This is a genomic window from Muricauda sp. MAR_2010_75, assembly GCF_000745185.1.
Taxonomy (GTDB): Bacteria; Bacteroidota; Bacteroidia; order Flavobacteriales; family Flavobacteriaceae; genus Flagellimonas.
Map to the genome: position 1 here is coordinate 72,631 of NZ_JQNJ01000001.1, position 20,729 is coordinate 93,359.

Genomic DNA, 20,729 nt, shown 5'->3' on the forward strand with positions numbered 1-20,729 from the left:
GCATTCCAATTCCTAAAAGGTGTATTTCCTCGAGGATTCCGCTACAATTAAAGTGAAAGCCAGCTATACTAAGGGAAAATTTGTAAGTTAAGAACTACATTTAATAGCTGAACTGACCAAAATGAAAATAAGCAAATTGCAGATTACCCATTTCAGGGGAATCCAGGAGGCCACCCTTTTCTTTAAGGACCATACCTTATTGGTGGGGAAAAATAATATTGGCAAATCCACCATATGCGAAGCCCTTGATCTAGTTTTGGGTCCAGACCGTCTCAACCGGATGGATGCCATCGATGAATATGATTTCTACAATGGGGATTATTATTATGAGGAAGGTGAAGCTCCAAAACAAATCCATATAGAGGTTATTCTCACCGACATTTCAATAGAGATGCAGGGCGTCTTTCGAAATCATATGGAATTTTGGCATCAAAAACGGCAAGAAATCCTTGATCAGGGGGAGATTGAAGCAACCGATGAAGAATTCGTTGAAATGTGCCTGCGGTTACAATTCATTGGTCAGTATGATCGGGATGAGGACGAGTTTTCGGCAAAAACCTACTTCTCGCATTCCCCCGATGAAGATGAAGGAGAGTTTAGAGAAGTCCCAAAACGCAGAAAAAGAGAAATAGGGTTTCTCTACCTCAGGGCATTAAGAACTGGAAGAAGGGCGTTGAGTCTGGAGCGGGGAACCCTTTTGGATATCCTACTTCGAATTGGTGAAATTCGGCCAAAATTTTGGGAGAAAACAAGGACCAGACTTGAAGAGCTAGACCCCCCTTTGGAGGAGAGCATCGGAGTTCTTAGGAAAGTACTCGATAACTTGGAGCTGCGTATAGGACAATATATTCCCCTTCCCAACGACGAAAAGGCTTCCACTCTTCATGTGTCCCAATTGACCAGGGACCATCTTCGAAGTACTCTATCTTTTTTTATGAAATCTTCGGGGGAGCAGAAACCGGTTCCATTCCAGAGATTGGGCACGGGAACACTCAGCACTATGGTCTTTGCAATGCTTTCCGCGATAGCAGAACTAAAGAAGGAAAACATCATATTCGCTATGGAAGAACCGGAAATAGCGGTGCCTCCCCATACACAACGACGAATCATTGAGTACTTGTTGGAACAGACCACTCAGGCATTTGTGACCTCCCATTCCCCATATGTAATAGAAATGTTCGACCCGGAGAACATCAAAATACTGAAAAAGGAAGAAGGCTCCAAGGTGACTGGTGTGGATATTACCTATGCCGGTTTAAAACCAAAGAACTATCGGAGAAAAATACGGCATTCCATAGCTGAGGTAATCTTGGGAAATGCTGTCATCGTTGGTGAAGGTCTGACTGAATTGGAAGTCTTGTCAGCTGCTGCAAAAATACTGGAGCAGGATCGGGACAATTTTCCATTCGATTTATCAGGAGTGACCATTTTTGAAGCTGAAGGTGATGGAAATATTACGGATTGGGGGAAGTTTTTCAAATCAATAGGACTTTCAACCTTTGCTTTTTTTGATAAGATGCAGCGCTCCGCCGACCAGATCCAAGAACTGAATGAAGCTTTTGACTTCTACAAGGAAATTGACCATAAGGCCATCGAGAAATTATTGGCGGACGAGGTGCCGGTAAGCATTCAATGGGCATTTCTACAAGAGCTCAAAGAAAATGGAGAGATTGCAAATGGACCACATCTCCCTGAAATGCAACCGGATGATGTCACAGTGGGAAAGTTATTGGATGAGGCATTGAGACAAAAGAAAGGGGAAAGGCGCTCGGCTTCTTTAGTGGAAAAGTGTACCATGGAAGAACTCCCCATTACAATTAAGACTTTCCTGGAAGAAATCTACCGTAAGTTCAAACAACCTGAGGAAGTGCCACTCATGGAATTTGAAGAGGAGGGGAATGGAGCCACAGAACCAGATGAGGAATAGCCCATGGCACTTGAGATTGATGAAAATAGACGTGCCATCCTTGACTGTAAAAGAAACTTGTTGGTCATAGGAGGCCCGGGGTGTGGCAAAACCACCATTGCCCTGGCCAAAGCATTCTCCTATATTCGGGAACAATCATTGAACCGAGGCGAGAAAATCCTTTTTCTCAGTTTCTCCAGAAATGCCAGGGCCAGAATTTTAGAATCTGCGGAAAACTTTCCTGATTTCAAGGAACTTGGTGCCAAGTTGTATGTTCAGACATTCCATGCCTTTTTTTTGGAAATTATAAAGACCCACGGCTATCTTTTGGGTTGTCCCAAAAAAATATCCATCATACCACCCCATGATGAAGCTGCTTTGAAAGGGGACAGGAAGGACGATGACCCAGCTTGGCTAGTGGAAAAACAAGACCTTTTCAATCAAGAAGGAAAGATAACCTTTGACCGTTTTGCAGCAATTGTATTGGAACTCATCACCAGGAGTGAGCGTATTCGGGATTCCATTGGGAGCGCCTTCCCCCTAATCATTGTGGATGAAGCTCAAGATACTGACACGGAACAATGGCAAATTGTACAAGCTTTTCACGGGATTTCCCAATTGTTGTTGTTAGGCGATTTGGATCAACAGATTTTTGATTACAGACCAGATATTGATCCGAGACGGCTTTTGGAAATAAAGGAGCAAATCAATCCATTGGAAATAACATTGGCATCGGATAATTTCCGGAATCCCAATACAGAGATTCTAGATTTTGCAAGGGACTTACGCGATAATAGTCCCAGAGATAGGGGATATAAAGGTATGACATCCATGAAGTATGCTGTAATTGCGAAATATCGTGACCGTAGTATTTGCCAAAGCGTAGGTATATTAAATTCCAAAATCGAAGAAGCAACTGGAGAAAAACCAAAGAACATTGCCATCCTTACCCCCTGGTGGAAAGGAGTTAAAATGGTTTCAAGTGCACTTAAGGCCCGAAAAATACCACATAGGGTTCAATTTGATGAGACCGCCACTAACTTTTCCAGTAGATTGGTAGCCTGCCTGATGGAACCCATTTTGGACAAAAAGCAACATTTGGTTTGGGTTTTGGTAATCCTAAGGGACTACCAAAGTGCAAAAGGAAACAGAAAGGAAAGTACAAAATATGATGGTTGGATAGCTAAAGTAATGGAGGACGGAAAAGTTAGTGGTAAGACCATACCCTATTTTCAAGGAGTGATTGAGAAAATTAGTCAACATCAATTTTCAGGCAATCCAGCACAGGATTGGAAATATGTACAAGAACTTCTGTTTACTTGTGAAATGGGGCCAATACAAAAATTCGCACGACAATCGGAATTTTTAGTAGCATACAACCGAGGGAGAATCATCATGAGAGACTTGGGAAATGCATGGTTGGAACATTCTGGATATGTGGATGCACGTGGAATCCTACACAGGGCAGTTTTGGAATCCCAAATGTCATCAGATGTGGTCAAAGAGGAGGGCATACACGTTATGACCACCTATAAGTCCAAAGGGAAGGAATTTGATGGTGTCATCATTTTTCAAAATGAACACATTTCCCCTATCGAATTGCGGGATGACAATGCTGGAATGGACAGGTCTAGAAGACTATTGTTGGTAGGGGTGACAAGGGCAAGACACCATGTCCTTATTTTAAGACAGGCCGGTTTCCGTTCAAAGTTGTTGGATATGTTCAATTTGGATGGGTTGTGAAAATAATTGCAATGAAATGGTGTTAGCTGCTGTCCGAACTTTTTGATTTTACCAGAAAGGTTATGCCTCTCTTAACATCGCAACTCGGTTGATTTTGGATAAAAAATGAATATTCTTCCTATCGGTACTTTGATTTAGGGCAAGGTCAATCTTTTCCTGGATTCTTTGTGCTGGCGAAATTTTTTTCATGTACTTGTTCGTAGCCCACTGTGAAAAGTTGAAAATCGAACCTATTGGAAGTCCCATGGGACTCCCTATAATCTCGAATAACGTTTGGACCCCTAAATCCAATAAGCGTTCCGTTTTTTGTGTTTTACCAAGATATCTGGTTACCTCCCGATTATAGAAGGCAATTTTCTTCTTTTGCTCATCCAATGAGAGATGGGAAAGGGTCTTGATTAAACGTTCGCTATTGGGAAATACAATTTCCTTGCTCAAGACCTCTTCGAATTCGAGAATGGAAGGGTAGGGATTGATTTTAATCAGCTCAATGGGTAAAACAAAAGTATTTCCATTGGCCAAAAAGGACTCACAATCCGTAAAATCCTTAAGGTTACTTATTGTTGCATTCCTGTAAAAATTCAGAAGCTTCCCCATAACTTCTGCATAACTTTCATCAGTATACCCTTCTTCTCCCCTGACTGGAAAATAGGTAGCATTTAAAGAATGTGACAGATGGGTGGCATAAGAAAACATCTTCAATAAAAAGCTTGTATCTTCACTAATATCACTACTGGGAGGATTATCTATAATTTGGTCCACCCCGTAGAGGGAAGCACTGAGAACACCTCCCCGGTGTAAGACCTCAAAGCTTTTACGTCGGGCCTTGATAGGCCAAACTAATGCATTATAGAGCATCTTTGTATCCTTTTTTAATTCTTTGGCCAAGAATTCACTTATTAGTTTCAGTTCTTGAACCAATTTCATTTCATTAAAGATGTATCGATTTGACATTTCTACGATATCACATTGTTGCAGACAAGAAACACCCCTTTTAGAGATTATGGCGTTGGGTCTCAATTCATAAACCTCATTTAAGAAACCCAGGTCATATCTTGAAGTATCATTTATAAGAATCAGCTTTACGCGCCCTCTTTCAATCAAGGTCAGTAATTCCCGTACTGTTACATCAAAACCCTTTAACCATTCAGAAATCTTCGTATCCAAGGGAGGTGACAAATACATCGTTTGATAAAGCATTAAAAAATATCGCAAGTCAATATTGGGAAAAGCACTAAAATCAGCATAACAGGAATACTCTTCTTTGTCATAGAAATAAAGATGTTCCTTGGTGTACTTTGATTCAAAAATGGCGTCGATGTTGTCGAACCACAAGGATTCGTCCCTTTGAACAAACAGAGGTTTCTGGTTTTTTTCTCTCACATAGGTAAAGGTTCCACCACGTTCATCAAATCCTTGGGTCAATTCCGGTTTTTCCTCAAACTCATCAATTATAATGTTGAATGTGATTGGACTTTGGTGACTTGATATAAAAGCTTCCAATTCTGCAATAGAAAATATATCTGCATACACATACTTGGTCTCCTTTCCACTTTTTATTTTATAATTGGCGATATGTATGCCAACGACCCCGTCGTCATCGGAAATCTTGTAAAAATTGATTTTTGGAAATTTAGCGGCTAGAAGAAAAATCCATTCTACCTTGTTCATGAGCATTCCTTGAAATCCCTTGGAGATTTCTAAATCCGATAATCCCGGGATAATCTCCTGAAAATGTTCTGGCTTTGTATTGACAAGTTTTACTGGAGTGAGCAAAGGCCTTATTTCATTTTCGAATCGTTCTGTTAGAACTTTAAAATCCCCACTAAAGTTGGTCACATAGATGAGATATTTATTTAGCTCAATTTTATAAATGGTTGTTGCCAATTCGGGAAACAGCGTTCTCAAATTCAAGTCCACTCTTTTTACAGGTCCAACCCCATTGTTCATTTTCATAATTATATTTATTTGGGATAGTTTTGATATCGGTATAACCTTCTTAGCAATGCCTTACGTCTATATTAAGTAAATTACTCAAATTTGTGCAATAATAGGATGGGAGAGATAATAAGAACAATTTAAAACAATCCTTTCATTTCATTTAAAAATCATCCCAATATCATGGTGCACTTTTAGATAATGCTGCTCCAGTTCCGATTCTGAAACCAGCAAAGGCTTGGACAATCCTCTTTCAATTTCTGGCTTTTGAAACTGCACCTTTCTGTCCTTCCCATCTGCAAAAACCACAAACTCCCCCTGCTTTAACCGAAAAAACACCTCGGCCCTACGCTTGGACACTTCCTTTTCCCCTTCCGTGATGCGTCGTTCCAGGTTCAACCCTGAACTCTTGCTCACACTACGGGTCGGTATCTTGACCAGTTCAAAAAAACGTTCATAGTATCGAGCGGTGTCTGGGTCATTGACTTTCCCGAAAAACTGATAAGATAAATTTGAGAGAATCGCTTTACTGGCCTTCTCCCCGTACATCATATCGTTCTGGATCTTGTCCTGCAACACATAGACACTAACAATGTCATAACTCCGCAAAGTGGCTGGAATCCGATGCATGTTCAACAATCGCAAAGTAGAAGCCTCTTCCAACAACATAAAGGAAGGTTTACGGTTGCGTTGGCTCATCTGCTTGGAAATGGTATGGATAATGGTAGCAATCACCGGGGAAAGGGAAGCATCCTTTTGGGGGTTGTTCACCAAGGCAATGATGGATGGATGGTCTTCATTATTGATATCCAAGGAGATCTCATCCTTGGAAAGCACCATAAAGATCTTTCGTGTACTGATCTTTTTAAATCCATTGGCCAGGGTACTGAGCACCCCTGCTGTCTGTCGTTCCGATCCTATGCCACTGATAAAGGCATCCGCCATGGCACGGGAGGTGATGTTTCCCTTTAGGAACTTGATCAAGCTCTTGGTGGCCAATTGTTGGAAAACAGCCATGAGATGGGGCAAGGTGCAATAGTGTGGATAATCGGTCTTTAATCGCCAAATCAATCCACTGATCAAGCCCTCGGCTGCATCCTTAAAAAAGCGGGAGGTACTGTTCTCGTCCGAGTCCCTATGTTCCATCAAATTCTCCAATAGCACCCTTGACACCTCATGCACACTTTCCTCATCGGGCAGGTATCGGGGAGCTATTGGATTGACCCGATTATAAATAGGTCCAAAAGAAACAATCTTAAAGGGGATCTCTTCACCATTCCACAAGGGATAGGCCATTTCGGTTATCTCAAAATCCTTGTAATCATGGATGACCCCGGAGAAATGCTCCTTTTGAAAATGCTTTAAAAAATTATAGATGACACTCTCCGTCTTACCGCTTCCTGCAGAAGCCATCACTGAGACCCCCCTTCGGATGTTTCCCAGTACCAATGGCCTCCCCTTTACCCTCATTTTCACCTCAAAGACTTTGGAGGGTTTCTTATTGTCCTTGTAGTAATCCACCAGACCATAGATCACCACATGGACAAAAAACAATGGCAACCAAAGGGTCAATGATCCCTTTATGATACCATCCCATCCTCCTACTAAACCATTGGCCACCGCTAAAAGAACAATTCCCAAAACCCAAATCACAAACCCATATTTGAGAAATCGATTTACTGCAACCGAGATTCCTCCCCCGAATACGATCCCAGATACTATTTCAATCCATCCTAAATTTTCCATATCTACACTATTTAAATTCCAATGGATCCCGATTCCATGGCCTTTCCGATGCCTTTTTTGAGCTGCATCATCGCTTTATAGGCCAACTGCGCTTTATTGGTGGGGATGCTCGGCACTTTGATTCCGGCCTTGAACAACAATTGATTGGCTGCCTGTTTTTCATTGCTTGGTAGTCCCAAAAGGGCAGCAAAGAACTGTTTGGGATTCTTATCCAGAAGGTTTCGGGCATGGTAGGTCTCCACAAAGTTCCTTCTATATCCAAACTGCCTATCGAATGTTTTTTCAGAGGCCCTATAGAATTTGTCCCGATCAAACCCCTGTTTGACCTTTTCCCCATTAAGGGTAGTTTCCGAGGTGCGGAACTTGGATCCCGGGGAGAGGCTATGGGAATTCGTGATATCCTTTCGGCTCACAATGATATGGATATGGCTCTGGTGGCCTTCCTTGGCCATGCCTGGAACAATACGTTTCCCATTCTGTTTATGGGGTGCCTCCATTTCCAAGGCATTGATTTTTTCTTGAAGTTTGGCCATGTCCCCTTGCTCCCTACCCTCCTTGATGGCCCTGACCTGGTGTTGCAATTCCAAAATCTTGCTGGCATAGGCTTGATTCTCCTTGACTTTCTTGTCCCTTTCGGAATAGGTACGTTCCCTTTCCAGTTTCGCGAAATACAATACCTCATTGACCGTCACCTCTTTGTCCCTATAAAAGGAGGCCGCATAGGTCTTCATGATTTCCCGGGTGTACTCTTTCAGCTTTTCAGGGTCGTTCCCGATATGGTTGAGCTCCACTTGGGATGGACTGACCATGATGGAATAGAACTTGGGATCCCGTTTCGAAAGTTTGGCCGTATTGGCATCGATCTCGGCAATGACCCTTTGCGCATCGATATCATTTTCGGTCTGGTTGAAAAAAAGCTCTTGTTCTTCGGGGGCCTTACCTTCGTTCTCCTTTTCGAGATACTTGACAAAATCACTGGCACTGCCGTGATAGTTATCTCCCAAGTGTTGTCTTGTGATGGCGATGTACATGCTTATAGATTTTTGAGTTTGGTGCGGTACTGTTCAATGGCTCCGGGTTTGAGGTCCACTTTTAGGTGGTCCTTTCCAAAGCGGTTCTTGGTCACGGACACATGATCCAGAACATGCGCAAAATCCTCCTTCAGTTCCACCAATTGCTCTTTTAGTCTTTCATGCACGATCTTGGGCACCGTGGTCTCCTTGTCCAACAGTTCAGGATTGGTGGGGGCATTGATCTCGGTCAGTTGCTTTTCAAAAAACTCAAAGTCCCCTTCCCATTCCTCGCCATCTTCAGACTCCAGTTCCTGCTGAAAGAGGGCCTGTATCATACTGACCGTGGGCAGGGTCTGCTCTTTTTCGATACTGCGCATAATGGCCACCATGGCATTGAATCGCCGTTTGATCAAATATTTAAGGCTTGCAATGGTCTCGTGCATCCGTTCATCGGGCGATATACCATTATGGTCAAAGAACTCCACCATGGCCAACAAGGTCATGGAATGGGACTTTCCTTGCCGTTTGGAAAAGCTCCGAAATTTCAGGGCCACCGAGATTTTGATCCTCAGTCCCGCAAACGTCTCTTTTTCGTATCCTTTATCCATTTTTTCAACAAAAATTCCTTGGTTTTACTGGGCCCGGCCCATTTTTTCAACAAAAACCGAATGCCCAAAGTTTACTTGAATGCCCAAAACCCCCATAAACAGGGCCTTGCGGAGCAATCATGATCGCTAGCGCTGCGCCAGCACGCTATCCTCTTGCTTCTCCTTTTTGCGCCAGGGGCCCAAAAAGCATCGCACGAACCATCTTAAAAAGACCGTTGTCCCTTATCCTATTTTACCCTATGGAGCACGGACTTTTGGAAAGTCAGATCAAGTTGGGTTGCCGTGCAAACTTTGCTACGATGTAGCATCTTAAATATACCCACATTCCTTCAGGCACAAAAATGCGTTCTGCGGGCAAATGGCATCATTTGCCCGCAACATATATGAAACGGGCATTTTTCGTTTTCCCCAGCGTCAGATGCGCTACGGAACGCCAAAAAAAAGACCCTTTTTCAAGGGTCTTGTTCCAGTCAGTCCTCCGATGGGACAGTAGTGGTCTGTTCCCTGTAGTATTCATACCTGAATATCCAGAGATTGACCACTAAGGAGTAGGTTTTGTCCACCGTGGCATCCGCTGTCTTTTTGACAACGCTTTTCTTTGGATGTTTCTTTGCAGGGATCTCCAATGACTTTTTTACAATTGCTTTCATAATACATGATTTTAGATTATTAATTATTTGAGGGCATCCCCGCACTTCCCAAAAATTTCAGCTCAAAAGGAAACGGAATAAGGAGTGAGGTACGAACGGTTTATGCCGTAGTCTTTTGATGGGAACATTTTTGAAGGGCGAACTTGCGGTCAAATAAGGGATAGGTATTCTTTGGGGTTGCCCAGTACTTTGCAAACAAGAATTTCCCAAATTGGTTTTTGGGTGTTCGACCCACCTAAAAACCAACCATGAACCCATAAAAAAAGCCCATCGTGATGGATGGGCTTCGATGGTGTGTTTTGGCATTCACATATTGAATACGAAATCATAATGGTATAGGTTTCGCAAAGCTTCCCTTCGACTCCGCTCAGGGCAGGCATCTTCCAAGAGGGTATCATAGTCCTTATCATGCGTTTCTGCAAATTGGAGCAATTCGGTCCCGGAACGGCTTTCCACATCTTCTTTGGATACGGAAAGCAAACGTTCCTGGGTCTCGCTATCAAGGTTGGTAACGTTCAAATAGACCATTATTCAAAACTTTGATAGTTCATTGCTCACAGATCATATAGGCTTGGATCGAACCCATCGGGGTAATACCTTGGGTCATATTGTTCTTCCAACCATTTTTCAAATTCCGTCATTTCTGTATTCGCTGTATTCGCTTCCATGACCATTGGATTAAAGAATTCCATTATCGGCAAAACTGTAATACCTACCATCGGGCGCTAGGATAAGATGATCCAAAATCTTGACGTCAAAAAGCTGTGCCGCCTTTTTGATCTTTTGGGTCAATTGTTTGTCCTGATAACTTGCCTTGAGTTGTCCAGAAGGATGGTTATGGGCGAGGATGATCCCCACGGAAAGGGTCTTTAGGGTAATGGCAAAAAGGATGCGCAGATCTACCAAGGTACCTGTGATGCCCCCATGGGATAGTGGATAAATGCCCTTTACCTTGTTGGACTGGTTGAGCAGCACGATCTTAAAGGTCTCGTGCAGGCCTATGGTCTTGTTGTCCCAATTTTGGAACAATAGATTCGCCACCTCATTGGAGTTCGTCACGGACAGGGATTTCAGGGTACTGAGCTTTTCCCGATAACTGATCTGTATTTCATTGACACGGTGTTCCATTTCAAATGTGTTAAGGATGAAAAAGAAAGGGATGCCCAAAAGTTGGACACCCCCTATCCATTCTATTCGGTGGTATTGTTATCACCACCACCCAAAAGCAGAATCTCACTGGCCACCACTTCGGTCACATATTTTTTATTGCCCTCTTTGTCCTCATAGGATCGGGAGGTCAATTTCCCTTCGATGGCAACTTCCTTGCCCTTGGTCACGAAGCCTTCGATGATGTCCGCCAGTTTTCCCCATGCGATGATGGTATGCCATTCGGTGTTGGTCACCCGTTCCCCTTCGGAGTTTTTGTAATGTTCATTGGTGGCCATGGTGAACCGTGCCACACGTTTGCCTTTGTCAAGGTCTGTGATGGTGGGGTCCTGCCCCACATTTCCGATAAGTTGCACTTTGTTTCTCAATGTACTCATGATAAAAAGTTTTAAAGGCCTGCTATCTTCCAGTATGGATAAATCAGCAAACAGGGTTAAAAATTTCCCCTCTATTTTTTTGGTCATTGTTTCCCAAATTTTAAGGGGCGTTTGTTTGCTTCTTACGTGCGTAGCACAATAAAAGAAGGGGGTTCTGTCAAGGCTTTTGGACAGAAATCGGGAGGCTCCGCGACGTAGCAAAACCTTAAGGTTTTCAAGGAAGTGGAAACCCTATTTATGGACAAAACCTGCCTTGGCCTTGACAGGTTCGATAAGGGCCTTAGGAATTCCATCCGACCCATTGGCAAGGGAGCGTACGGGAAGTTAAGCGAGTGCAGGCGATGGTGTCCTGATAGGAAGTCCTTGGGCACTGCCCTGTTTTTCGATGCCCCGAAAAACAACGAGGGCTTCTTTTATTATGGACCCCTTAAAATTTGTTGGGCGGACGGACGGATTTGCGGCCTTTCCCGGCAAAGCCCCAAGAAGGGTTTGCTAAGGAAGGGCGCACCAAAGATCCGTTTGGACGGCTTCCGTTTTGACCAAATGAAGTTTCATCAAACATTACGACAATAAGGGAACAAACGTATTGGAGTTACCCTACGACCGGATTATTTTTCATCTACAGTGATAAGCATTTCGTAATTGTTCGGATACGGTTTTTTATGCCCGGAAGCTTTCATATTGTCTCATAAGTCCTGTCGCCGTTTCTCGAAGAATCAGACCCCTAACCTTCCTGAAGTCCCCTCCAATACACGGACAGTTGTTTGGGTGACACAACCTGCGAAGCCTCTCATGTACAATTTTATTGAAGGTCTTGGCGAACCATGGGGCTGCCAACAACGGCTGAAATATAAGTTAGCCCAAAAAATGGTTCCTCTTTGAAACTAAGTGTTCCACTTCATCCGCTGAAGTCGAACAGCATTCAATATTGCCAATAAGGCAACCCCCACATCAGCAAAAACTGCTTCCCACATCGTGGCTAGGCCTCCCGCTCCAAGGATGAGCACAAATGCCTTCACGCCAAAAGCGAGCCCAATATTTTGCCAAACTATCTTTCGGGTGGAGCGTCCTATTTTAATGGCTCGTGCCATCTTGCTCGGTTGGTCGGTCTGAATGATGACATCTGCTGTTTCAATGGCCACATCACTACCCAAGCCTCCCATGGCAATGCCCACATCGCTGATGGCCAGAACGGGCGCATCATTAATGCCATCGCCCATAAAAGCCACTTTTGTGTCGGATTGTTTTTTGAGTTCTTCAACTTCGCTGAGCTTATCTTCTGGTAACAGGCCGCCCTTTGCCCAATCAATGTTCAACTTTTTCGAGACATGTTGCGTTATGGAATCTTTGTCACCCGAAAGCATTATGATTTTCGAAATCCCAGCATCCCTGATTTGTTTGATGGCTTGATGGGCATCTTCCTTGAGTTCGTCCGCAATGGTAACATAGCCGACAAATTTTTCATCAATGGCCAACATTACAATTGAATTTACAATATCATCGGTTTCTGGAGGCACATCAATGTTGTTTGAGGCCATTAGGGCTTTATTGCCCACCAGCACTGTATTCCCATTGACCGTTCCCTTTAATCCCTTTCCCGCAACTTCCGTTACATCGGTTGCCTTCATATCCGTGCCTTCGGCTTTATATTCCAAAATAGCCTTTGCTATGGGATGGGTAGATTGTTCCTCCATGGCCATCAAGTATTTCATAAGCTCGACTTCCTCAAATTTGACAGCCTTGATTTCCTTGATTTTAAAAACTCCTTTCGTAACGGTTCCTGTTTTGTCCATTACTACCGTGTTCACTTTGGTGATTGCTTCCAAAAAAGATGCACCTTTGAAGAGGATCCCGTTTCGGGATGCCGCTCCCAGACCACCAAAATAGCCGAGCGGAATGGAAATAACCAAGGCACAGGGACAGGAAACCACAAGGAATATTAAAGCGCGATAGAGCCAATCCCTAAAAACATAGTCATTTAAAAAAAAGTAGGGCAAGAACGTTAAACCGATGGCAAGGAAAACCACAATGGGTGTATAAATTCTTGCAAATCTTCTAATGAACAGTTCTGTCTTTGATTTTCTGGCTGTAGCGTTTTGTACCATATCCAAGATTCGAGTGATGGAACTGTCCTTGAATTCTTTGGATGTTTCTACATCGATAACACCATCGAGATTTATACTTCCGGCGAAGACCTTTTCACCCTTGTTTATGGTGTCGGGCCTACTTTCGCCTGTAATTGCCGCCGTATTGAGGGAAGCTTTTTCGGATAAGAGAATACCGTCCAGGGGAATTTTCTCCCCCACACGCACTTGTATCTTTTCGCCAATTTCGACGGTTTCGGGATTTACGGTAACGAAATTCCCGTTACGAAGCACCAAAGCTTCGTCCGGTCGCGCATCCAAAAGGGCCTTAATATTTCCCTTTGCCCGATTGACTGCTGCATTTTGGAACAGTTCGCCCACGGCGTAAAACAACATTACGGCCACGCCCTCTGGGTATTCGCCTATGGCAAAGGCCCCTAGAGTGGCAATGGACATCAGGAAAAATTCAGTAAAGAAATCACCATGCTTTATACTGTTCCAACCCTCCTTGATGACAGGAAAACCAACAGGCAAATAGGCAAGGGTGTACCATATAATCCTTATCCAGCCCTTGAAAAACGGGAAAGCATCAAAATAGTCCACTGCAATGCCGATGATGAGCATCGCAAAGCTGAAAATGGCCGGTAAATAGGTCTTGAATTTAGATACACCTTCAGGACCACCATGGTTATGGCCACTTCCGTGTCCGTGTTTGCCCTGGCGTTCCTTTGACCCCAGATCACGTAGTTTTACTTTTTTCTTTTTCATGGACTGTAAGGTCGTTATTTGTTTCGTGCAACGGAAGTGCATTTATTGCCCGCTGCACTTGTCGCAAATTCCCTTAATGACCAAATTGGCATTTTCTGCCACAAATCCATCGGGCAGATTGATATGGGGAATCTTATGCTCAGTGAGACAGACCGTTTCATCACAGCTATCGCAATGAAAGTGCAGGTGCAGATCTTGTTCCATTTCACAATTGCAACCTGGTTCGCACAGGGCATACTTTGAAATATTGGTGCCATCATCTATTTGGTGCACAATGCGTTTTTCCTCAAAGGTCTTCAGGGTCCGGTACAATGTGGTTCTGTCCGCTTTTGAGAAAGCGTTCTCCATATCGGTCAGGGCAATGGCCACTTCCTTTTCAGCCAAATATTTATAGATCAAAATACGCATCGCCGTGGGGCGTACACCTTTATTTTCCAATGTTTTTTCAATGTCTGTCATCGTATTGTGATTTTATCAATGATCATGTCCCGCATCCCCTTTTTTCATTTGGGCCATTAAATAGTAGGCATTGTTGTATGCAAATGTAGTGTTTGGTCCAATAGAGTCTACAAAATCGATGGCGACCCAATCCCCGTCATTTGGGCCTGTGGTAATTTCGACAGGTTTGAAGCTCCAGTCATTGCCTTCGCGCTCCGCTTTAAATATATACTTCTTTCCCTCGTTCGAACTTATTGCACTGTCAGGCACCGCAACGGTCTCGGATTTTTGGATTTCAATCCGTCCTTCAACATACATCCCTGGAATCAGCTGCCCTTCCTTGTTCTCGATTTCGGCATGGACGTGTATCGCTTTGGGATTTTGCTCGAAAGTTTTCCCTACGGAATAAATTTTCGCAGTAAGTTCCTTTCCGGGAATGGATTGCACATTGAAGGATACTTGCTGGCCTACCTTTACTTTGTACACATCCTTTTCAAACACCATTAAATCGGCATGGACGTGATGGGTGTCAACGATTTCAAATAGGTCGGTCTGCGGTTCTACGTACTGCCCGGTTTTGACGGCTACTTTTTGGACAAATCCCTCAATGGGACTTCGCAATGCCACCCGTTGGTAAATCGTACCGTTTCTGACCCCGGATGCACTAATGTTCAATTGTTCCAACTGTGCTTCCAATCCTTTTGCCAGGCTTTGGGAGGCCCGGTATTCCGCTTCGGCCTTTTGAAAGTTGGACCCGCTGCCCACCCCGGCATCATACAAGTTTTTTTGTCTTTCAAATTCCTTCTTAAGAAACTGGCTGTTACTGTAGGAGTTCAGGAAATCGGTCTGTTTCTGGATGATATTGGGGTGGGACAAATAGGCGACCGTTTGTCCCTTTTTTACTTTGTCGCCTTCAATGACCTCTATGGACACCACATTGGCACCCACGACCGTCGTAATGGTCGCTTCATTCTGAGGTGGGACCTCCAGTTGGCCATTGGCTTCCACATACTGCTTCATAACACGTGGGGCAACGGTATCGATTTTCATGTTAAGGTTGCGGAATTGCGTTTCCGTTAGCATGGCTTCCTTGACTTCACCTTCTTTGTGCATTTCACCCACTTCAGGATTTTTTTGCTTTGCTTCCTCAGTATCGGCTTTGGAATTCCCACAGGAAGTAAGAACCAAGAGCATCGTCACGAGCCCGATAACGCTATATTTAAAAAGATTGTTCATTTGTCTATTGTTTAAAATATTGTAATTCAAATACTGATTCTAGATAGTTGTCAAGAGCGTCAAGGGCATCCATTTCCGTGTTTATGGCATCCCGAATAATCTGTGTGAACGCTGCATAGTCCACCGCACCCTCCGCGTAGGCCAACAACGCTCCCCTGCGCTGCTCTTGGGCAAGTGGCAAGGCCTTGTCCCTATAAAATTGCCACGATGCGCTCCATTTCCGATAGGCTTGCACCGCCTGCCGATATTCGGATTGCAGCTGGCGTTTGGTATAATCCGCATTGGTCTTTGCGATTTCACTTTCAATTTTGGCGGCCTTGGCTTGACTACGCTGTCCACCTGAAAACAAAGGAACCGAAATGCCGGCTTGATAGGTGTAGAACCCGCTATTGCCATTGACCTGTTGCAGACCGCCCTGAAGGTTGAACTTAGGCAGCAAGTCAGCCCGTGCCGCATCGTATGTCGCCTCGGCCTCCTCGATGCGCCTTTGTGAAAGTTCCAGCGCTGGGTGTTTTCCCAAATCCCCGTCCCATCCCAAAACCGTTACCGCACTTTCATCAAGTTTTTCTGGAACGGAATAGTAGATGTCCGAAACCAACCAAAGATTGAGCTTTTGTAGGGCAATGGCATAATCACTTTCGGCCTGTTGCAGTTGATTGTTGATTTGTAAGGCCTGATTCATGGCCGATGAATATTCCAGCCGGGAAATGGCCTCTACCTTGAAGTTGAGTTCTATTGCTTTTTTAAACTGTGAATAAATGGAATCCAGTTCACGGTACAGTTCAAATTTCTGTCGTTGTCGATAGGCTTCTGACCAAGCCTTTTTGACCTCCTGTTCCACTTGCAGTTCGGAAAGGTCAAGAGCTGTCTCGGCCAAAGCGATGCGTTGTCTCTGCAAACGCCTTTTTGCACTGATGCCCAACAGGTCGATATTCTGTTGTCCAACCCCAACCAAGGTATAAATTCCTTGTCCGTCCACAATTTCTTCGCCACCTGTGAAGACTTGGGTATTGCCAAGGTCGTAAGCCATTCCTTTTAGGGCGGTTTGTTTTTGGACCTCCCATTGTTTCGCTTTCAACAGCGGGTAGTTTTTCCTGGAAACTTCCACCGCCTCTTCCAATGAAATAGCGGGCAGTGAATCTTTAGGTTGGATCTGTCGTGCATTTTCAAAACCTTTTTGCGCATGCATTTTGGCAGGCAGTGCGGTGGCGAACAAAAGAAGGACCATGACCACAGGGGTACCCCATTTCGGGTCGGGTTTCCTCATCCGTTTCGAATGTCCCTCGACCCATTGGTAAAAGATGGGTAGGATAAAGAGGGTCAAGAGGGTCGAAGTTATCAAGCCACCAATGACCACGGTGGCCAAAGGTCGCTGTACCTCTGCCCCGGCCGAAGCCGAAACGGCCATGGGAAGAAACCCTAAAATATCCGTAAAGGCCGTGAGCATAATGGGACGAATCCGTCTTTTGGTGCCTTCTATAATTCTACCTTTAAGATTGGTCACACCTTCTTCCTTCAGTTCATTGAGACCACTTATCATGACGAGTCCGTTCAGAACGGCCACGCCAAAAAGCACGATAAAGCCGACCCCCGCGGAAATACTAAAGGGCATATCCCTTAACCAGAGGGCGAACACACCGCCAATGGTGGCCATCGGGATGGCGAGGTAGATCATCAAGGTCTGTGGAAAGGACTTTAGCGCAAAATAAATCAATATGAAAATCAGGAACAAGGCAATAGGGACCACAGTTTGCAATCTATTGCTGGCGCGTTCCAGATTTTCGAAAGCTCCACCATACCGAATGTAATATCCTGTGGGCAGGTCAAACTGGGCATCCAATTTTTCTTGGATATCCTCTACCACCGATTTTACGTCACGGTCGCGAATATTGATGCCCACATAGGTCCGCCTATTGGTATTGTCACGGCTTATCTGCATCGGGCCTGGTTCATAACTTACCTCGGCAATTTCACGTAATGGGATTTGCGAACCATTGGGCAGGTTGATGAACAGGTTCTGGATGTCCTCGATGCCTTGCCGGTTTTCCTTTTGAAGTCTTACGACCAGGTCAAACCGTTTTTCACCCTCGAAGATTACGCCTGCCTTTCCTCCTGCAAAGGCGGCCTGTACCACTTTATTGAGCTGTTCGATCTTTAGACCGTACTGTGCCAATTTATTGCGGTTATAGTCAATGGTGATTTGTGGCAGGCCGTCCGTGGCCTCAACTTTCATATCTGCAACACCGGGAACGGTGGCAATGATTTCCCCCATTTCCTCAGCCTTGCTTGCCAATATGCCGAGGTCTTCCCCGAACAATTTAATGGCCACATCCTCACGAACACCCGTAAGTAGTTCGTTGAAGCGCATTTCGATAGGTTGGGTAAACTCAAAATTCACACCGGGAACGATACTGATGGCCTCCTTCATTTTTTCCACCAATTCATCCTTGCTTTCTGCAGATGTCCATTCATCCGTTGGTTTGAGGATAACGAAGACATCGGCGATATCCATGGGCATCGGGTCCGTTGGTACATCGGCGACACCGATACGGCTGAGAACGGTTTCCGCTTCGGGAAATTCGGCCTTCACGATACGTTCAATCTTTGTCGTGGTTTCGATGGTTTCCGACAGGGAACTGCCGGGTTTCAAAATCGCGTGAAAGGCAATATCACCTTCGTCCAATTGCGGGATAAACTCACCGCCCATTCTCGTAAAGGCGAAAATGGCAATGGCAAAAAGGCCAAGGGCAATGCTTACGACCATTTTGGCCTTGGAAAGTGATTTGGTCAACAACGGTTCATATTTCTGCTCAATCCAATGCACGAACCTATCGCCATAGGATTGTTTTTTGGATTTTGGCGGCCGTAGGAACAATGCCGAAACCATGGGCACATAGGTAAGGCACAATAGCATGGCCCCGATCATGGCGAAAATGAAGGTGAGGGCCATGGGCCGGAACATTTTCCCTTCGACGCCCTCCAAGGCTAAAATGGGCAGGAACACGATCAGAATGATCAGCTGGCCAAAGAAAGCGGCGTTCATCATTTTTTTGGAGGCCTTAGCGGCGATGTCATCCCGTGTTTCTGCACTAACGCCATTCTTTTTGACCACATAGGAGTACATTAAAAAAACGGTGCCCTCTACGATGATCACCGCACCATCCACAATGATTCCAAAATCGATTGCCCCCAAGCTCATCAAGTTTGCCCATACGTCAAAAACATTCATCAGAATAAAGGCAAACAATAGGGATAAGGGTATGGTCGAAGCCACAATGAGTCCGCCACGCCAATTTCCCAACAACAAGACCAACACGAAGATCACGATAAGCCCACCTTCCAAAAGGTTCCCCGTTACCGTGCCTGTTGTCTCGGCGATCAATTCGCTGCGGTCCAGGAAAGGTTTGATGGACACTCCTTCAGGAAGGGACCGTTGTATCTGTTCCACACGTCGGGTCACGTTTTCGATCACCTCGTTGGAATTTGCCCCTTTGAGCATCAAGATCATTCCGCCCACGGCTTCGCCCTTTCCATCTTTGGTAAGCGCACCATAGCGTACCGCACTTCCCATGCTTACCTTACCTATATCCTTCACTTTGATGGGAATGCCATTAACGGCCTTGACCACCATATTTTCAATATCCGATATGGTCCTGGCCAGCCCTTCACCACGAATGAAGTTGGCTTGGTGGTTACGCTCGATGTAGGCCCCACCTGTATTCTGGTTGTTCTTTTCAAGGGCCGAGAACACTTCTGTAATGGTTATACCAATGGCGCGAAGTTCGTCCGGGTCAACCGCCACTTCGTATTGCTTTTTGTTTCCGCCAAAGGCGTTTACCTCCACCACGCCGGGCACCATGGCCATCTGTCTCCGTACAATCCAGTCCTGGATCGTACGCAGTTCGGTTGCCGAATATTCACCTTGATGTTCATCATCTACTTCAAGGGTATATTGATAGATTTCGCCCAATCCCGTTGAAATTGGACCCATAACGGGTTTGCCAAAACCCGAAGGGATCTGTTCTTGAACCTCGGGCAGTTTTTCAGCTACAAGTTGTCTCGGCAGATAAGTGCCCACCTCGTCATCAAATACAATGGTCACTACAGAAAGACCAAATCGGGAAACAGAGCGGATTTCCTTGACATTGGGTAGGTTGCTCATCGCAACTTCCACGGGATAGGTCACGAATTGCTCAATATCCTCTGTTCCCAGATTAGGTGATTGAGTGATGACCTGCACTTGATTATTGGTGATATCCGGTACGGCATCGATGGGAACTTGGGTCATGCTATAAACGCCCGCACCAATCAATGCGAGGGTCAGCAGACCAATAATAAATTTATTATTGATTGAAAAATCAATGATTCTGTTGATCATGGACAAGGGTATTGATTCAGTTTATATTCTTACTGGGCGCATTGATGAAAAGCAACGCACGATATTGACGTAACCATGAAAAAGTCACGTCAAAACAGGATAGTTTTATCCTATAAAAACTGGATCATGCCCGAGGGGGCTGTAAAAGAGAAGGTGGAATATCCTTGCCGAGGTCATCAAAATGGGCAAAGAATTCGTCTGGGATTTCTGGCTGGTACGGTTCAAATGCGACAAGCCCAAAATCTATGGTGTGAACGTGGCAACAATGACATTGACAGAAAGGCGAGCAAAGTTCACAATCGTCACCTTGGTCGCCGTCAGAATCGACTACCGAAACAGTTTGGCAATCGTCAGAGGCATTCCCTGAATCACTACAAGGCACCACGTTGAGCGCCAAGAAGTATATTGTTAATATGATTGTCAAAAATTTCACGGGGCAAAGATAAAAAAATCCAAGTGCAACTCTATTGCAAAGAATGGTTCTTAAAAGGAACTCTTTTTGGACCAATAAAAAGTAGTTCCAAACTTCATTATTGGAGTTTTCCCCCTAAAATATCAGGTCATTACTAGAGTATGAAAAAAGTGACAACGGCAACGGCTTTATGCCGTCCCTTGTCCGAGAAATATTTTCCGGGTTTATCTTTGGGCAGTATTGATCGGAATAGGTTCTACACGCC

General features: G+C 44.7%; 15 protein-coding genes. 2 read left to right on the forward strand and 13 right to left on the reverse strand.

Annotated features, from left to right (window positions below):
* Positions 1 to 121: 121 nt before the first annotated feature.
* Complete coding sequence (locus tag FG28_RS00365; RefSeq protein ID WP_036379038.1) at positions 122 to 1,927, forward strand: ATP-dependent endonuclease; 1,806 nt, start codon at positions 122 to 124, stop codon at positions 1,925 to 1,927.
* A 3-nt stretch (positions 1,928 to 1,930) separates the two neighbouring features.
* On the forward strand, positions 1,931 to 3,649 hold the full coding sequence (locus FG28_RS00370; protein WP_051947126.1) for a UvrD-helicase domain-containing protein: 1,719 nt from the start codon (positions 1,931 to 1,933) through the stop codon (positions 3,647 to 3,649).
* 60 nt (positions 3,650 to 3,709) lie between these two features.
* Here the strand turns inward: FG28_RS00370 and FG28_RS00375 are convergent, their stop codons facing one another.
* The 13 genes from FG28_RS00375 to FG28_RS21070 all read right to left on the reverse strand — a co-directional run bounded on the left by FG28_RS00375 (position 3,710) and on the right by FG28_RS21070 (position 20,485).
* Entirely contained in the window at positions 3,710 to 5,605 is a 1,896-nt protein-coding gene (locus tag FG28_RS00375) for a hypothetical protein (RefSeq protein WP_156102167.1), read from the reverse strand.
* A gap of 141 nt (positions 5,606 to 5,746) precedes the next feature.
* Positions 5,747 to 7,333: a type IV secretory system conjugative DNA transfer family protein gene (locus tag FG28_RS00380; RefSeq protein ID WP_081894158.1), complete on the reverse strand. Its 1,587-nt coding sequence runs from the start codon at positions 7,331 to 7,333 to the stop codon at positions 5,747 to 5,749.
* Positions 7,334 to 7,344: 11 nt separating this feature from the next.
* Positions 7,345 to 8,364, reverse strand: a complete 1,020-nt coding sequence (gene mobB / locus FG28_RS00385) for a MobB family relaxase (protein WP_036379041.1) — start codon at positions 8,362 to 8,364, stop codon at positions 7,345 to 7,347.
* 2 nt (positions 8,365 to 8,366) lie between these two features.
* Positions 8,367 to 8,954 (reverse strand): BfmA/BtgA family mobilization protein, encoded by a 588-nt coding sequence (locus FG28_RS19955; protein ID WP_051947127.1) that lies wholly within the window; start codon positions 8,952 to 8,954, stop codon positions 8,367 to 8,369.
* A gap of 470 nt (positions 8,955 to 9,424) precedes the next feature.
* A complete protein-coding gene (locus FG28_RS00395; protein ID WP_036379042.1) occupies positions 9,425 to 9,604 on the reverse strand; it encodes a hypothetical protein in 180 nt (59 codons plus the stop codon).
* 306 nt (positions 9,605 to 9,910) lie between these two features.
* Positions 9,911 to 10,132: a hypothetical protein gene (locus tag FG28_RS00405; protein WP_036379046.1), complete on the reverse strand. Its 222-nt coding sequence runs from the start codon at positions 10,130 to 10,132 to the stop codon at positions 9,911 to 9,913.
* A 150-nt stretch (positions 10,133 to 10,282) separates the two neighbouring features.
* Positions 10,283 to 10,732, reverse strand: coding sequence for a JAB domain-containing protein (locus FG28_RS00410; RefSeq protein ID WP_036379048.1), 450 nt, complete (start codon positions 10,730 to 10,732; stop codon positions 10,283 to 10,285).
* A gap of 62 nt (positions 10,733 to 10,794) precedes the next feature.
* Positions 10,795 to 11,148, reverse strand: coding sequence for a single-stranded DNA-binding protein (locus FG28_RS00415; RefSeq protein ID WP_036385938.1), 354 nt, complete (start codon positions 11,146 to 11,148; stop codon positions 10,795 to 10,797).
* 884 nt (positions 11,149 to 12,032) lie between these two features.
* Entirely contained in the window at positions 12,033 to 14,000 is a 1,968-nt protein-coding gene (locus FG28_RS00425) for a heavy metal translocating P-type ATPase (RefSeq protein ID WP_036379051.1), read from the reverse strand.
* 42 nt (positions 14,001 to 14,042) lie between these two features.
* A complete protein-coding gene (locus FG28_RS00430) occupies positions 14,043 to 14,459 on the reverse strand; it encodes a Fur family transcriptional regulator (RefSeq protein ID WP_036379052.1) in 417 nt (138 codons plus the stop codon).
* 15 nt (positions 14,460 to 14,474) lie between these two features.
* Positions 14,475 to 15,674: an efflux RND transporter periplasmic adaptor subunit gene (locus tag FG28_RS00435; protein WP_036379054.1), complete on the reverse strand. Its 1,200-nt coding sequence runs from the start codon at positions 15,672 to 15,674 to the stop codon at positions 14,475 to 14,477.
* A gap of 4 nt (positions 15,675 to 15,678) precedes the next feature.
* Positions 15,679 to 20,052, reverse strand: a complete 4,374-nt coding sequence (locus FG28_RS00440; RefSeq protein WP_036379056.1) for a CusA/CzcA family heavy metal efflux RND transporter — start codon at positions 20,050 to 20,052, stop codon at positions 15,679 to 15,681.
* 124 nt (positions 20,053 to 20,176) lie between these two features.
* Positions 20,177 to 20,485 (reverse strand): DUF6660 family protein, encoded by a 309-nt coding sequence (locus tag FG28_RS21070; RefSeq protein ID WP_081894468.1) that lies wholly within the window; start codon positions 20,483 to 20,485, stop codon positions 20,177 to 20,179.
* Between the last annotated feature and the right edge of the window lie 244 nt (positions 20,486 to 20,729).

Bases quoted from the DNA above. Each gene is read 5' to 3' on its own strand.
- FG28_RS00365 (WP_036379038.1), top strand. From the start codon at position 122: ATGAAAATAAGCAAATTGCAGATTACCCATTTCAGGGGAATCCAGGAG.
- FG28_RS00370 (WP_051947126.1), top strand. From the start codon at position 1,931: ATGGCACTTGAGATTGATGAAAATAGACGTGCCATCCTTGACTGTAAA.
- FG28_RS00375 (WP_156102167.1), bottom strand. From the start codon at position 5,605: ATGAAAATGAACAATGGGGTTGGACCTGTAAAAAGAGTGGACTTGAAT.
- FG28_RS00380 (WP_081894158.1), bottom strand. From the start codon at position 7,333: ATGGAAAATTTAGGATGGATTGAAATAGTATCTGGGATCGTATTCGGG.
- mobB (WP_036379041.1), bottom strand. From the start codon at position 8,364: ATGTACATCGCCATCACAAGACAACACTTGGGAGATAACTATCACGGC.
- FG28_RS19955 (WP_051947127.1), bottom strand. From the start codon at position 8,954: ATGGATAAAGGATACGAAAAAGAGACGTTTGCGGGACTGAGGATCAAA.
- FG28_RS00395 (WP_036379042.1), bottom strand. From the start codon at position 9,604: ATGAAAGCAATTGTAAAAAAGTCATTGGAGATCCCTGCAAAGAAACAT.
- FG28_RS00405 (WP_036379046.1), bottom strand. From the start codon at position 10,132: ATGGTCTATTTGAACGTTACCAACCTTGATAGCGAGACCCAGGAACGT.
- FG28_RS00410 (WP_036379048.1), bottom strand. From the start codon at position 10,732: ATGGAACACCGTGTCAATGAAATACAGATCAGTTATCGGGAAAAGCTC.
- FG28_RS00415 (WP_036385938.1), bottom strand. From the start codon at position 11,148: ATGAGTACATTGAGAAACAAAGTGCAACTTATCGGAAATGTGGGGCAG.
- FG28_RS00425 (WP_036379051.1), bottom strand. From the start codon at position 14,000: ATGAAAAAGAAAAAAGTAAAACTACGTGATCTGGGGTCAAAGGAACGC.
- FG28_RS00430 (WP_036379052.1), bottom strand. From the start codon at position 14,459: ATGACAGACATTGAAAAAACATTGGAAAATAAAGGTGTACGCCCCACG.
- FG28_RS00435 (WP_036379054.1), bottom strand. From the start codon at position 15,674: ATGAACAATCTTTTTAAATATAGCGTTATCGGGCTCGTGACGATGCTC.
- FG28_RS00440 (WP_036379056.1), bottom strand. From the start codon at position 20,052: ATGATCAACAGAATCATTGATTTTTCAATCAATAATAAATTTATTATT.